The 14162-nt window shown below is 71.3% G+C and carries 14 protein-coding genes; 8 read left to right on the top strand and 6 right to left on the bottom strand.

Annotation, left to right across the window (positions count from 1 at the left end; translation table 11 throughout):
* The first annotated feature begins 3 nt into the window (after nt 1-3).
* The 3 genes from atpD (at nt 4) to OHS81_RS10890 (ending at nt 2530) form a co-directional block, all read left to right on the top strand.
* The gene (gene atpD, locus OHS81_RS10900) at nt 4-1446 is read left to right on the top strand and encodes a F0F1 ATP synthase subunit beta (RefSeq protein ID WP_129294174.1); all 1443 of its coding nucleotides are present in this window, start codon (nt 4-6) and stop codon (nt 1444-1446) included.
* A gap of 108 nt (nt 1447-1554) precedes the next feature.
* The gene (locus OHS81_RS10895) at nt 1555-1938 is read left to right on the top strand and encodes a F0F1 ATP synthase subunit epsilon (RefSeq protein ID WP_085922935.1); all 384 of its coding nucleotides are present in this window, start codon (nt 1555-1557) and stop codon (nt 1936-1938) included.
* Between the two features lie 148 nt (nt 1939-2086).
* On the top strand, nt 2087-2530 hold the full coding sequence (locus tag OHS81_RS10890; RefSeq protein WP_088800059.1) for a DUF2550 domain-containing protein: 444 nt from the start codon (nt 2087-2089) through the stop codon (nt 2528-2530).
* 314 nt (nt 2531-2844) lie between these two features.
* On the opposite strand, the gene OHS81_RS10885 is transcribed toward OHS81_RS10890, so the two are convergent.
* The gene (locus OHS81_RS10885; protein WP_328384611.1) at nt 2845-3537 is read right to left on the bottom strand and encodes a response regulator transcription factor; all 693 of its coding nucleotides are present in this window, start codon (nt 3535-3537) and stop codon (nt 2845-2847) included.
* Nucleotides 3534-4808: a sensor histidine kinase gene (locus OHS81_RS10880; protein WP_443058680.1), complete on the bottom strand. Its 1275-nt coding sequence runs from the start codon at nt 4806-4808 to the stop codon at nt 3534-3536. Before OHS81_RS10880 ends, OHS81_RS10885 begins: the two co-directional genes overlap by 4 nt.
* 133 nt (nt 4809-4941) lie before the next feature.
* Here OHS81_RS10880 and OHS81_RS10875 point away from each other — a divergent pair, with 133 nt between their 5' ends.
* Nucleotides 4942-5526, top strand: a complete 585-nt coding sequence (locus OHS81_RS10875) for a hypothetical protein (protein WP_328384609.1) — start codon at nt 4942-4944, stop codon at nt 5524-5526.
* A gap of 85 nt (nt 5527-5611) precedes the next feature.
* Here the strand turns inward: OHS81_RS10875 and OHS81_RS10870 are convergent, their stop codons facing one another.
* The 3 genes from OHS81_RS10870 to OHS81_RS10860 form a co-directional block, all read right to left on the bottom strand.
* Nucleotides 5612-6184 (bottom strand): cob(I)yrinic acid a,c-diamide adenosyltransferase, encoded by a 573-nt coding sequence (locus OHS81_RS10870; protein WP_088800066.1) that lies wholly within the window; start codon nt 6182-6184, stop codon nt 5612-5614.
* Nucleotides 6185-6193: 9 nt separating this feature from the next.
* Nucleotides 6194-6922 carry an ABC transporter permease gene (locus OHS81_RS10865; RefSeq protein ID WP_328391041.1) on the bottom strand — a complete coding sequence of 243 codons (729 nt, stop codon included), beginning with the start codon at nt 6920-6922 and terminating at the stop codon, nt 6194-6196.
* Between the two features lie 125 nt (nt 6923-7047).
* A complete protein-coding gene (locus tag OHS81_RS10860) occupies nt 7048-7830 on the bottom strand; it encodes an ABC transporter ATP-binding protein (RefSeq protein WP_328384608.1) in 783 nt (260 codons plus the stop codon).
* Nucleotides 7831-7910: 80 nt separating this feature from the next.
* Between OHS81_RS10860 and OHS81_RS10855 the strand changes: the two genes are divergently transcribed.
* The 4 genes from OHS81_RS10855 (at nt 7911) to OHS81_RS10840 (ending at nt 13157) form a co-directional block, all read left to right on the top strand.
* The gene (locus tag OHS81_RS10855) at nt 7911-8552 is read left to right on the top strand and encodes a TetR/AcrR family transcriptional regulator (RefSeq protein WP_328384607.1); all 642 of its coding nucleotides are present in this window, start codon (nt 7911-7913) and stop codon (nt 8550-8552) included.
* A gap of 212 nt (nt 8553-8764) precedes the next feature.
* A complete protein-coding gene (locus OHS81_RS10850; RefSeq protein WP_328384606.1) occupies nt 8765-9613 on the top strand; it encodes a 3-hydroxyacyl-CoA dehydrogenase family protein in 849 nt (282 codons plus the stop codon).
* A 147-nt stretch (nt 9614-9760) separates the two neighbouring features.
* Complete coding sequence (locus OHS81_RS10845) at nt 9761-10084, top strand: STAS domain-containing protein (RefSeq protein ID WP_086718276.1); 324 nt, start codon at nt 9761-9763, stop codon at nt 10082-10084.
* Nucleotides 10085-10478: 394 nt separating this feature from the next.
* A complete protein-coding gene (locus tag OHS81_RS10840; protein WP_328384605.1) occupies nt 10479-13157 on the top strand; it encodes an ATP-binding protein in 2679 nt (892 codons plus the stop codon).
* 107 nt (nt 13158-13264) lie between these two features.
* On the opposite strand, the gene nucS is transcribed toward OHS81_RS10840, so the two are convergent.
* Nucleotides 13265-13927 (bottom strand): endonuclease NucS, encoded by a 663-nt coding sequence (gene nucS / locus OHS81_RS10835; protein ID WP_088800075.1) that lies wholly within the window; start codon nt 13925-13927, stop codon nt 13265-13267.
* Nucleotides 13928-14162: the final 235 nt, after the last annotated feature.

The following is a 14162-nucleotide window of genomic DNA, read 5'->3' as shown; positions in this document are numbered from 1 at the left end:
ACTATGACCACCACTGTTGAAACGGCCACGGCAACGGGCCGCGTCGCCCGGGTCATCGGCCCGGTCGTCGACGTGGAGTTCCCCGTCGACGCGATGCCGGACATCTACAACGCGCTGACCGTCGAGGTCGCCGACCCGGCCGAGCAGGGCAAGCTCAAGACCCTGACCCTCGAGGTCGCCCAGCACCTGGGTGACGGCCTGGTCCGTGCGATCTCCATGCAGCCCACCGACGGTCTGGTCCGCCAGGCCACGGTGACCAACACCGGCACCGGGATCACCGTCCCCGTCGGCGACATCACCAAGGGCAAGGTGTTCAACACCCTCGGTGAGATCCTGAACAAGCCGGAGGCGGCGTCCGAGGTCACCGAGCGCTGGGCGATCCACCGCAAGGCCCCGACCTTCGACCAGCTCGAGTCCAAGACCGAGATGTTCGAGACCGGCGTCAAGGTCATCGACCTGCTGACCCCGTACGTCAAGGGCGGCAAGATCGGTCTGTTCGGTGGTGCCGGTGTCGGCAAGACCGTTCTGATCCAGGAAATGATCTACCGCGTGGCCAACAACCACGACGGTGTGTCGGTGTTCGCCGGTGTCGGCGAGCGCACCCGTGAGGGCAACGACCTCATCGAGGAAATGACGGACTCCGGCGTCATCGACAAGACCGCGCTGGTCTTCGGTCAGATGGACGAGCCCCCGGGCACCCGTCTGCGCGTCGCCCTGGCCGGTCTGACCATGGCGGAGTACTTCCGCGATGTGCAGAAGCAGGACGTGCTCTTCTTCATCGACAACATCTTCCGCTACACCCAGGCGGGTTCCGAGGTCTCCACGCTGCTCGGCCGTATGCCGTCCGCGGTGGGTTACCAGCCGAACCTGGCGGACGAGATGGGTCTGCTGCAGGAGCGCATCACCTCGACCCGTGGTCACTCGATCACCTCGATGCAGGCGATCTACGTCCCCGCGGACGACCTGACCGACCCGGCGCCGGCCACCACCTTCGCCCACCTGGACGCGACGACCGTTCTGTCGCGCCCGATCTCGGAGAAGGGCATCTACCCGGCGGTCGACCCGCTGGACTCGACGTCCCGGATCCTGGACCCCCGCTACATCACGCAGGAGCACTACGACTGCGCCTCGCGCGTCAAGACGATCCTGCAGAAGTACAAGGACCTCCAGGACATCATCGCGATTCTGGGTATCGACGAGCTCGGCGAGGAGGACAAGCTCACCGTCCACCGCGCCCGTCGTATCGAGCGGTTCCTGTCGCAGAACACCCACGTGGCGAAGCAGTTCACCGGTGTCGACGGCTCGGACGTCTCGCTCGACGAGTCGATCACCGCGTTCAACGCGATCGCGGACGGCGACTACGACCACTTCCCCGAGCAGGCGTTCTTCATGTGCGGTGGCATCGAGGACCTGAAGGCCAATGCGAAGGAGCTGGGCGTCTCCTGACCCCGGCACCGGTCCCGGGGGCGGCCCTGGCCGCCCCCGGCCCGTACGACCACTAGTATTTGACCCAACATCTGCCGAGCCAGGCAGGTGGAGACCCGAGGAGCCATCGTGGCTGAGCTGCACGTCGAGTTGGTCGCCGCGGACCGTCAGGTCTGGTCCGGCGAGGCCAGCCTGGTCGTCGCGCGCACCTCGTCGGGCGACATCGGCGTCATGCCCGGACACCAGCCGCTGCTCGGCGTGCTGCAGTCGGGCCCGGTGACGATTCGTACGACCGGCGAGAGCGGGGACGGCACCGTCGTCGCCGCGGTGCACGGCGGCTTCATTTCGTTCGCCGACAACAAGCTGTCTCTGCTCGCGGAGATCGCGGAACTGTCGGATGAGATCGATGTCCAGCGCGCGGAGCGGGCCCTGGAGCGAGCGAAGTCGGACGCTGACGCGGCCGCCGAGCGTCGCGCCGATGTCCGGCTGCGTTCGGTGACGGGCGTTCACTGAGCCCCGTCGCCGACGAGATCGATCCTCAGCCGCGGGCTGCCCGGAGTTGTCCGGAGCGGCCCGCGGCTGAGGCAATGCAGATGCGTTACTCTCCTCCACGCCCGACCGGCGCGGGGGAACCCCCATCGAGGCGAGGAGGTCGGTCGAGATGGTCCTCGCTCTGCTTGTGAGCGGCGTGGTCGTGGTACTGGTGCTGCTGGGGCTGTTCGTCTTCGGACTGAGGCGGCGGCTGATCCAGCGGTCCGGTGGCACCTTCGACTGCAGTCTGCGCTGGCACGTGCCGGAGAACGAGACCGGTGGCAAGGGCTGGATCTACGGTGTGTCGCGCTACAACGGCGACCGGGTCGAATGGTTCCGGGTGTTCTCGTACGCGCCCCGGCCGCGCCGACTCCTGGAGCGCTCCGCCATCGAGGTCCTGGAGCGCCGCACCCCGCAGGGTGAGGAAGAGCTGGCGCTGCTCTCCGACTCCATCGTGCTCGCCTGCCGGCACCGCGGCACCCGCCTGGAACTGGCGATGAGCGAGGACGCGCTCACCGGCTTCCTCGCCTGGCTGGAGGCGGCACCACCCGGCCAGCGAGTCAATGTGGCCTAGAAAAAAGCGCCTCGCTGGATGGGGGTGCCCCCGGACGGAGTCTGGGGGAGGGTCAATGTGGCCTAGAAAAAAGCGCCTCGCTGGATGGGGGTGCCCCCGGACGGAGTCTGGGGGAGGGTGAACGTGGCTTGATTCGGGCGGCCCGGGGAATATCCTCGGTCGCTGCCGGATTGTGGCCCCGCAGGGGGGCCGTGCGTCCCTTACGGGATGCGTTCGGCCGGCCCCTACGGCGTCCGCCGCCGCGGCCTTGTGCGTCGTCGCCGCCGCGCCGCCCCCTCGGCCCGTCGCCACCCCTCCCGGGCCCGCCCCGCCCTCTACGGCCCGTCCACCCCCAACTCCTGCGCCAGTACGGCCGCTTGTACCCGGCTGCGCAGATCCAGCTTTGCCAGCAGCCGGCTGACATGTGTCTTCACGGTGGCCTCCGCCATGGCCAGCCGCAGCGCGATATCGGCGTTCGAGAGCCCCCGCCCCAGGCACCCCAGCACTTCCCGCTCGCGTGGCGTCAGTGCGTCCAGGACCGCCGGATCCGGTGTCCCGCCGTCCCGTGCAGGCCGCCGGAGGGCCGTACGCGGACTGGCGAACTCCGCGATCAGCCGCCGGGTCACCGCCGGAGCGATCAGCCCCTCGCCGGACGCCACGGTGCGCACCGCGGTCAGCAGCGCGGCCGCGTCGCTGTCCTTGAGGAGAAAGCCCGCCGCCCCCGCCCGTAGCGCCCCGAAGACGTATTCGTCCAGGTCGAAGGTGGTCAGCACCAACACGTCCGCCAGCTTTTCGGAGACCACCTGCCGGGTGGCGGAGACCCCGTCGAGGCGGGGCATCTGGATGTCCATGAGGACGAGGGCGGGGCGCAGCTCGCGGGCGAGCCGTACCGCCTCCTCGCCGTCCTCGGCCTCCCCGACCACCTCGATGTCGGGGGCGGAGCGCAGGATGAGGACCAGCCCGGCCCGTACGGCGGACTGGTCCTCGGCGACGAGAACCCGGATCGGCTGCGCGTCGGCGCCTGTCATCGTTGTTCTTCCTCCTCGGCGGCGGGCAGCGCTGCCCGCACCAGCCAGACTCTGCCGGCCGGCCCGCTCTCCGGGCCGGCCTCGAATGCCCCGCCCAGCAGGGCGGTCCGCTCGCGCATCCCGACCAGGCCGCTGCCGGAACCGGGCGCACGGGGGCCGTGGCGGTCGGCGAACGGGCTGCGGACGGCGACGGTGAGCGCCCCGCCGCGGTCATGGGCGAGACGCACCCGCACTTCGCCGGGCGCGGCGTGCTTGAGCGCGTTGGTCAGCGACTCCTGGACGATGCGGTACGCGGCCAGTGCGACCGGCGCCGTCGGCTTCGGCCCGGCTCCGGGCCCGTCCGGGCTGCGGGCGTCCTCCAGCTCGAAGGTCAGTCCGCTGCTGCCGCCGCTCGTACGGGCCTGGTCGATCAGGGCGTCCAGCCCGTCGAGTGTGGGGGTCGCCGCGGGTTCCTCGTCCCCGTCGGCCGTCTTGGGGTCCCGCAACAGCCCGATCAGACGGCGCATTTCGGCCAGACCTTGCACACTGTTCTCACGGATCACCCCCAGCGCTTCGCGGGTCGCCGACGGGTCGTCGATGGACTGCGCGGCGGTGGAGTGGATCGCGATGGCGGACAGATGGTTGGCGACCATGTCGTGCAGCTCGCGTGCCATCCGGGCCCGCTCGCCGACCACGGCCTGCGTCCGGTCGATCTCGGCCAGCAGTGCGATCTGCTCGGCCCGCAGCTGTGCGGCCTGCGCGGCGTCGCGGTGATTACGGATGATGAAGCCTGTCCAGGCCGGGGCGATGGTGATCAGGGCGATGCTGATGATGACCATCACGACCTGCGGGTCCTGCCAGGCCGCGGTCAGTGCGATGGCCGCCAGTACGGTGACCAGGACGGAGTGCAGCGGGATCCGGCGGGCCGCGTTCGCCGGTCCGTACAGCACCGCCGCATAGACCACGTCCGTGAACATCAGGACGGTGGCGACCAGGGTGCCGGCACCGATGTCGAGCGCCAGGGCCGGCACCGCGAGGGCCAGCGCCGCCATCGGGGCCGTGCGGCGCATCAGCGCCGCCACCGACATCACGGTGAGCGCGACCAGGGTGAGCGAGGGGGACAGTCCCAGGGGCGAGGGACCGCCGTGCAGATTCATCGCCCAGAGCAGCAGCCCGCCGAGCAGCCCGCCGCCCGCGATGAGCACATCGAGACGGTGCGGCCGGCCGGGGGCGGCGGGGGATCTGGCGGTCACGCCCCCATCAAACACGGCGCCGGGGCCTGATGCCTCCATGTCCGGGGCATCCCCGTGAGCCGTGCGCTACATCGAAAGATGCAGTCCCGGATCATCGCGCGCGACGACGTGGCGGGCGGCGGCCGCTGGAAGGCTTGAGGTGTTCGGTGGAGAACCCTGAAAGGAGACAGCCGTGATCGTCGTGCTGATCATCGCCTGCGAGGTCGGCTTCTGGGTGCTGCTGGCCCTCGGCCTGGCGCTGCGTTACCTGGCCAAGATGCCGCGGACCGGAGCGGCGGTGCTCCTGATGGAGCCGCTGCTGGAGCTGATCCTGCTGATCGTCACGGCGATCGACCTGAAGAACGGTGCACCGGCGGACTGGAAGCACGGCCTGGCCGCCGTCTACATCGGCTTCACGGTCGCGTACGGCCACTACACGATCAAGTGGGTCGACGGGCACTTCGCGCACCGGTTCGCGGGCGGCCCGCCGCCGGTGAAGCGGTACGGACTCGACTATGCCAAGCACGAGGGGAAGCTGTGGCTGCGTACGGTGCTGATGGCCGTGGTCGCGTGCGGGTTGCTGCAGGCCGCGATCGTGTACGTCGGCGACGGCGGTGACACGACCTCGCTGCACGAGTGGCAGGGCACCTCGCTGAAGATCGTCAGCATCCACGCGGTGATCGCGCTGACCTACCTCATCTGGCAGAAGAAGGACCCGCGCGGCCGGACCGGGGGCACCGAGGAAGCGCCTCGGCCGCAGCAGAAGACGCTCCGCTAGGACGCGTCCCCGCCGCCTGCCCCCTTGTCCGTCGGCCCGCCTGCTGTCTGTCGGCCCGCCGGCCCGCCTGCCCGGCCGCCGCCGCTCAGCGCTCTCCGCCGGGCACCCACAGCACGTCCCCGACCTCCTTGTTGGCCGTACGGGCCAGGATGAACAGGAGGTCGGAGAGGCGGTTGAGGTAGGTGGCCGTCAGCGGGTTCATGGTCTCGCCGTGCTCCTCGAAGGCGGCCCAGGTCGCGCGCTCCGCGCGGCGGACGACCGTGCACGCCTGGTGCAGCAGCGCGGCGCCGGCCGTCCCGCCGGGAAGGATGAAGCTGCGCAGCTTCTCCAGCTCCGCCAGGAAGCGGTCGCAGTCCGCCTCCAGCTTGTCGATATAGCTCTGCTCGACGCGCAGCGGCGGGAATTCCGGGTTCTCCACCACCGGCGTCGACAGGTCGGCGCCGACGTCGAACAGGTCGTTCTGCACCCGCAGCAGCACCGCCGCGACGTCCTCGGGGAGCGAGCCGAGCGCCAGGGCGACGCCGATCGCCGCGTTGGCCTCATTGGCGTCCGCGTAGGCCGAGATCCGCGAATCCGTCTTGGCGGTACGGCTCATATCGCCCAGGGCGGTGGTGCCCTTGTCGCCGGTGCGGGTGTAGATGCGCGTCAGATTCACCATAGGGCGAGCCTACGCCGCGGACCTGCGGAAGACCCGGGTGCAGTAGCTCACGGACAGGGTGGCGAAGGCGGCCGCCACCAGCACGCCGTAGAGCACGGCGGAGGAGGCGTAGGAGCCGACGAAAGCCGCCCGCATCGCGTCCACGAGATAGCGGAACGGCATGAAGTGCGACAGCACATCGAGCCACTTGGGCCCCAGCGCCATCGGCAGCATCAGCCCGGACAGCAGCATCGAGGGCATGGTGACGGAGTTGATGACCGGTCCGAACTCCTGCGGTGTGCTGACCTTCAGCGCCAGCGCGTACGACAGCGAAGCCAGCGCCACGGTCAGCACGGCGACGAACGCAAAGCCGATGAGGATGCCGGGCAGCGGTGCCCGCAGCCCCATGGCCAGCGCGGCCAGCACCAGCAGCACCGCCTGGAAGACGAACAGCGCGGCGTCCCGCAGCACCCGCCCCAGCAGCAGGGCCAGCCGGCTCACCGGCGTCACCCGCATCCGCTCCACGACCCCGTACTGCTTCTCGACGATGATGCCGAAGCCGCAGAACGAGGCCCCGAAGAGGGCGAGTTGGAGCAGCAGCCCGGGTACCAGCACCTGCCAGGAGCTGCCGGGCGAGGACAGCGGCAGATCGGTCAGCAGCGGCCCGAAGAAGAGCAGATACAGCAGCGGCATCAGCACGCCGAAGAGCATCTGGAGCCTGGAGCGCAGGGTCTGGCGGGCGTACCTCCCGAAGATCAGCGCGGTGTCGGAGAGGAAGGAGGAGAGGGGCGAGGAGGACGAGAAGGACGGCGAGGGGGAGGAAGGGGATGAGGGGGGCACGGGAGACGAGGAGGGCGAGGAGGGCGAGGAGGACAAGGGGGCTCCTAGACGGCGACGGGGGCCGGGTCGTGGGGCGTGGCGCCGCGCCCGGTGAGAGCGAGGAAGGCGTCCTGCAAGGGTGCGTCGGGGGAGCCGGCATGGGCGCGCTTGAGGGCGTCCGGAGTGCCCTCCGCGACCACCACGCCCTTGTCGACGATCACCAGCCGGTCGGCCAGTGCATCGGCCTCGTCGAGGTAGTGGGTGGTCAGGAAGACGGTGGTGCCGTGTTCGGTGCGGATCCGGCGGACGAGGTCCCACAGGTCGGCGCGGCTGCCCGGGTCGAGCCCGGTGGTGGGCTCGTCGAGGAACAGCACCTGGGGGCGGTGGGTGAGGCCCATGGCGAGGTCGAGCCGGCGCCGCTGGCCGCCGGAGAGCGTGGCGGTCTTGCGGTCGAGCAGTTCGTCCAGGCCCAGGCCTGCGGCCAACTCCTCGGCGCGGGCGAGGGCTTCGGCCTTGCCGAGACGGTAGAGGCGGGCCTGGGTGACCAGCTCTTCGCGCAGCGAGACGTGGGGGTCGACGCCGCCGGACTGGGCGACGTAGCCGACGGCGCGGCGTACGCCCGCCGGGTCGCGGACGAGGTCGCAGCCGGCGACGGTCGCGGTGCCTCCGGTGGGCGCCAGCAGGGTCGTGAGCATCCGCAGGGTCGTGGTCTTCCCGGCGCCGTTGGGGCCGAGGAAGCCGAGGATCTCGCCGCGCTCGGCGGTGAGATCGATCCCGCGTACCGCTTCGACGGTGCCGCGTGGGGTGGTGAAGGTCCGGGCGAGTCCGGACGTGTGGATGACGGACATGCCCATAGAAAAACAGGGCGACTGAAAAATTGCAATGCCTCCAAAATTTCATCGTGCCCAGGGAAGGGTAGGGTGAGGGCATGGCAGAGGGGCTCAGGGAGCGGAAGAAGCGGCAGACCCGCCAGTACATCTCGGACGTGGCCACCGGCCTGTTCCTGGCGCGCGGTTTCGACGCGGTGACCATTGCGGAGGTCGCCGGGGCCGCGGACGTCTCCGTGAACACCGTCTACAACTACTTCCCGGCCAAGGAAGACCTCTTCTTCGACCGGAGCGAGGGCGTCGTGGACCGGCTCTCGCGCTTTGTACGCGGCCGGGCGGCCGGGGAGTCGGCGGCCGCCGCCGTGCTGCGGGAGCTGCGCGAGGAGGTCGAGGCGGTCTCGCCGCGGGTGGGTCTGATGGAGGGTTACGACCAGTTCATGAGGGTGGTGCACGGGGCGCCCACCCTCAAGGCCCGCCTCTGGTACATGCAGCAGGAGACCCACCTCAACCTGGAGGAAACGCTCCGGGAGGAGACCGGCGCCACGGCCGACGATCCGCTGCCGGGCCTGATGGCGGGCCAGATCGGCTGGGTGCACCAGAGCCTGATGGGCTGGATCACGCACCAGATGCTCGCCGGCCGCAAGCCCGCCGAGGCCTCCCGCGAGGCTCTGGTCCTCCTCGACGAGATGGCGGAGCTGCTGGGGGAGAAGGTCCTCAACTACGCCGTACGGGCGTCCGGCTGACGGCGGGCTGTCCCCCTCCGTGCGCCGCCCGCAGGTCCCGGCGGTGTGACGTCCGTCATGGATAGTCGGCGCCGTGGCCCGAAGGGCCTCGTTACGGGGCGGTGGTCGGGTGACGGGCGGGCGTGACGCGCATCTCTTACCCTCCAAACGATCGCTCACGGGCGCTAACGTCACTCAGGACCGTCAAATGCACAGGGTGTGAGGGGACAGCAGTGGCAAAGAAGCTCGCCGTCATCGGGGCCGGACTCATGGGGTCCGGTATCGCGCAGGTCTCCGCCCAGGCGGGCTGGGACGTGGTTCTCCGCGATGTGACGGACGGGGCGCTGGCCCGGGGCAAGGGCGGTATCGAGGCCTCGTTCGAGAAGTTCGTCGCCAAGGGCAAGCTGTCGGCGGCCGACGCCGAGCAGGCGCTGGCCCGCATCACCACCACGACCGACCTGGAGGCCGCCGCCGACGCCGATATCGTCGTCGAGGCCGTCTTCGAGCGGATCGACGTCAAGCGCGAGATCTTCCAGTCGCTGGACAAGCTCGTCAAGGACGAGGCGGTGCTGGCCTCCAACACCTCGGCCATCCCGATCACCAAGATCGCCGCGGTCACCTCCCGTCCCGAGTGGGTCGTCGGTACGCACTTCTTCTCGCCGGTGCCGATGATGCAGCTGTGCGAGCTGGTCCGCGGCTACAAGACCAGCGACGAAACCCTGGCCACCGCCCGGCAGTTCGCCGAGTCGGTCGGCAAGACCTGCGTGGTCGTCAACCGCGATGTGGCCGGCTTCGTCACCACGCGCCTGATCTCGGCGCTGGTCGTCGAGGCCGCCAAGCTCTACGAATCGGGCGTCGCCAGCGCCGAGGACATCGACACCGCCTGCAAGTTGGGCTTCGGCCATGCGATGGGACCGCTGGCCACCGCCGACCTGACGGGCGTCGACATCCTGCTGCACGCCACCGACAACATCTACACCGAGTCCCAGGACGAGAAGTTCGCACCGCCGGAGATCATGCGGCGAATGGTCGATGCGGGCGATATCGGTCGCAAGAGTGGGCAGGGCTTCTACGAGCACTGAGGCCGCGTCAGCCCCCTCGGGCCGGCGGTGTCGCCCCGAGGGGTGAATTCGGTATCGGTTCGCTTACAGGCGGCAACTTCGCCGCATGAGAGGCAGTCAGTTCTGTAGACGTTCAGGCGTCACCACCCATGACATCGGGGAGCGCATATGCACATCAGGGGCGACCACGCCGAGCTGGTTGTCGGGGGCCGCCTCGACGTCCGCAGCGCGGCGGACGCCCGTACGGCCCTGCACGCCGCCGTCGACTCCGGTCGGGGCGATCTCGTGCTGGACCTGACCGAGTTGGATTCCTGGGATGCCACCGGCCTCGGGGTGATCATGGGTGCGCACCGCCGCGCCGGCCGGGTGGGCCGCAGGCTGGTGCTGCGCGGAGTGCCGCCCCAGATGCAGCGCCTGCTCGTCGCCACCCGGCTGCACCGCATCCTGGCCATCGAGGGCGGCATCGAGGCGGAATCGCTTCCCCGGGTGTGAGGCGGGCGCGGCGGGCCGCCCGGCGTCCCGTGCAGGGGCCCGGTGTCCCGCGCCCGGGTCCGGCCTCCCGCGCCCGGGTCCGGCCTCCCGCACCCGGGTCCGAGGCGTCCCCCGGGCGATCAGGATCGCGCCCGAAGCATGACGAAAACTGAAGAGCAGGGCCACGGAAATGTCGTAAACCGCGCGATACCGACCAATCCAGGAAGTTCTGGTCAGAGCCGCCCCCCGGCGGTGCGCCTGCCCGCTCTCCGGGGCTAAGGTTCGGTTCCCGCCCGTATGTCATCATCCGCGGCGGCACCGGACCAGACGCGACGGCTGAGGACGACCTGCCGGAGCCGGGGGAGTGCGGACGGCCGGAAGCGCAGTCGGCACGCCAGATCTGGGAGCTTGCAGCATGGACCCGAACAGCCACCGGGGACCTGAGGAATTCGGCGAGCAGGGCAGCCCTGCCGAGCCGCCGGCCCCCGCGTTCGGCGGCGCGCGCAGCGGCTCCGGCGGGCCCGCCCGCGTCGCCCGGCTCGTCTCGGGCCCCTACCTCGTCACCGTCAACCCCGTCGACGGCAGCGAAATAGAACCCTGCCCGCCCGGGGAGCGCCCCGAGGCCCCCAGCAGGCTCGACCCGCAGGAGCGCGCCGCGGCCGCCCGCGCCGCCGCGCCCCCGGTGCCCGCGGGCCTGCCCGGGGCCGCCGGTCACGAGGGCGTGCTCGAAGAGCGCACCGAGGACACCGAACGCCTGGTCCGGCTGCTCTCCCGCGGCCGCTCGGTACGCGTCACCGGCCCCTCCGGCTCGGGCCGCACCCGGCTGCTGGACGCCGTCGCCACCGCCTGCGCCGACCTCGCCCCCGACGGCGTCATCCGGCTCTCCGGCTACCACCGCACCGCCACCGACCTGCTGTACGCGCTGTTCGCCGCCGTGTACCGGGCCCCGCAGCACCGCCCCGACCGGCCCGAACTGCTGCGCATGATCGCCGAGATCGGCGCCATCGTCGTCCTGGACGACCTGGAATTCGGCGGCGCCGCGCTCGACGAACTGCTCGACGCCACCCCCGAATGCGCCTTCCTGATCGCCGCCACTCCCGACGTCGCGGCCCCCAGCCCCGGCTCGCACCTCGAAGAGGTCTTCCTCGGCGGTCTCGGCCGGGCCGGCTGCGCCCGGCTGCTGGAGCGCGCCGTGGACCGGCCGCTGACCGACGACGAGGAGGCCTGGTCCGCCGACCTCTGGTTCGAGTCCGAGGGGCTGCCGCTGCGCTTCGTCCAGGCCGCCGCCCTGCTGCGGCAGCGTGACCGGATGCGGGGTGCACCGGGCGCCCTCGACAACGGCTACGGCCTCTTCCCCGAGGAGGGGGCGGCCGGCACCGACACCGGCACCCCCGCCGATACCCGTACTGCGGCCGACGACGCCGACACCGAGCCCGGCGAGCAGGCCGAGGTGCCCTTGCCGTCCCTCGGCGAGGCCGCCGCGCCCGCCCCGCTGCTCGCGTCGCGGCTGGGCGACGCCGCCCAGGAGACGCTGCGCTTCGCCGTCGCGCTCGGCGGTGAGCTGCCCCACCAGGCGCATCTGCCGGCCCTCACCCAGGACACCCACGCCGACGCCGCCCTCGGCGAGCTGCTGGCCTGCGGCCTGATCACCCCGGTCGGCGGCCACTACCGGCTCGCCGCCACCGTCCAGGAGCAGTTGGAGGCGGCCGGCTACGCGGAGGGCGCGGCCGCACGGGCGCACACCACCGCTCAGCACTACGCCTGGTGGGCCGGTCACCCCTCGGTCACGCCCGAGCGGGCCGCCGCCGAATCCGATGTGGCACTGGCAGCCATGGGCGCACTGACCGGGAGCCGGGAGAGCGGGCACGCCAGCGCGGCCGTGCTGCTCGCCCGTACGGCCGCCCCGGCGTTCGCCGCCGCCCTGCAGTGGAACGCGTGGGAGCGCAGCCTGCGGCACGGCCAGGAGGCCGCACGGCTGGCCGGGGAGGTCGCCGAAGAGGCCTACTTCCACCACGAGCTGGGCGTGCTGGCGCTCTGCACCGGCAGCCTGGACCGGGCGCGCGCCGAGCTGGAGGCGTCCATCGGGCTGCGCGGGGTGCTCTCCGACCGCAATGGTGCGGTGGCCGGACGGCGGGCCCTGGCGCTGGTCACCGACCGTTCGCGGGCCGATGCGGCCGCGGCGGCCACCACGGCGCTCCCGCAAGCCGTCGCCGCGGCCTCCGCGGCATCACCGGGCGCACTGAAGAAGCCGGCCGCCACACCGCGCGACGGCGCCTCGACCGCCAAGCTGCGGACGGCACGCGCCGAGGGGACCGTGGGCACGATGACCGCCCGGGGTGCCTCCGCGACCGCCGCCACCACGGCCGTCCCTGCCGTGACCGGGAGCGGCACCAAGACCGGCAGCAAGGGCGCCCTGCGGGTGTTCGGCGGGGCGCGCCGCAATGTCGTGGCCGCGGGCGCCGGCGCGCTGCTGGCGGCCGTCCTCGGCACCGTCGTCACCCTCGGGGCGACCGGTGGTGACCACCCGCACGACGACAAGGTCAGCACCGAGCAGACCACGGACGACGGCGACAGCAGCGACCTGCCGGCCGAGCAGCCCGCCACGGGCTCCAGCCTGCCGCCCACCGGCCCCGGCACCTCCCGGCCCGGCACCCCCACGCACTCGCAGAGCCCGTCGCCGTCCGCCAGTGACCCCGCCACCAGTGGCTCGCCCACCGATCCCAGCACCGGGCCCACGGGTCCGACGACCGACCCGACCGAGCCGACCGGGCGGCCCACTTCGCCCACCGGCCGGCCGACCCGTACGCCTTCGCCGACCGACGAGCCGTCCACGAGTACCTCGCCGACGGATTCCGGCGAGCCCACGCCCAGCGAGGACCCCACGGGCAAGCCCACGACCCAGAGCCCGTCGCAGTCGGCCGCCAACCCCTCCGACAGCTCCTCCGGAGGCCGTGGCACCACCCCGTCCGGCAGCGCCGGCACCACTGCCTCCGGCAGTTCCCCCAGTGGCACTGACACCACTCCGTCCGGCGGCACACCGTCGAACGGAACGGCCCCCTCCGGCTCCGGTACGCAGAGCGCCCCGGCCGGCTGACGGCCCCGCGCCATCCCGGCCGGCGGCCGGGCGGCGCACAGCACGAGGGCCCGGTACACACGTACCGGGCCCTCGTGCTGTGCGGCCGCCGCTCCGGGGCCGCGGGGTCAGAACAGACGCAGCTTGTCGTCCTCGATGCCACGCAGCGCGTCATAGTCCAGGACGACGCAGCCGATACCGCGGTCGGTGGCCAGCACCCGCGCCTGCGGCTTGATCTCCTGCGCCGCGAAGATGCCCTTCACCGGCGCCAAGTGCGGGTCCCGGTTGAGGAGTTCGAGATAGCGGGTGAGCTGCTCGACTCCGTCGATCTCACCACGCCGCTTGATCTCGACGGCGACGGTCTGGTTGTCGGCGTCCCGGCACAAGATATCCACCGGGCCGATGGCAGTGGGGTATTCACGCCGAATCAGCGAGTATCCCTCGCCCAAGGTTTCGATCCGGTCCGCCAGCAGCTCCTGGAGGTGTGCCTCCACCCCGTCCTTGATGAGTCCCGGGTCGACGCCGAGCTCGTGCGAGGAGTCGTGCATGACCTCCTCGAGGGTGATGATCAGCTTCTCGCCCCCCTTGTTCTCGACGGTCCACACCTCCCCGTCGCCCTCCTTGAGAGTGCAGGGCGGCGACATCCAGTTGAGGGGTTTGTAGGCCCGGTCGTCCGCGTGAACGGAGACGGAGCCGTCCGCTTTCACCAGGATGAGGCGAGGGGCCGAGGGGAGATGGGCGGTGAGCCGGCCCGCGTAGTCCACGGAGCAGCGGGCGATGACGAGACGCATGGGGCGAAACGCTACTCGACCGGAGGCCCCCCACGCGATTCGCCCTGGATCACTGTGCCTTTACGGGGGATATCCCCGCACCCCCGGCGCTCACCAATGGCCGGTTGTATGTGCAATCTCCTGGTGCGGGCCCCTTGCGCGGCATACCGTTGCAGCGGGGGGTTGTGAATCGAACACGCTCCGTCGCAAAGCCCCCAGTCCCGTCCCTAGGCCCCGTCCTTCCCGGCGGGTCCGC

This window comes from Streptomyces sp. NBC_00400 (assembly GCF_036048035.1).
Taxonomy (GTDB): Bacteria; Actinomycetota; Actinomycetes; order Streptomycetales; family Streptomycetaceae; genus Streptomyces.
The sequence above is the reverse complement of the archived record's forward strand: the minus strand, read 5'-3'. Positions and strand labels throughout refer to the sequence as shown.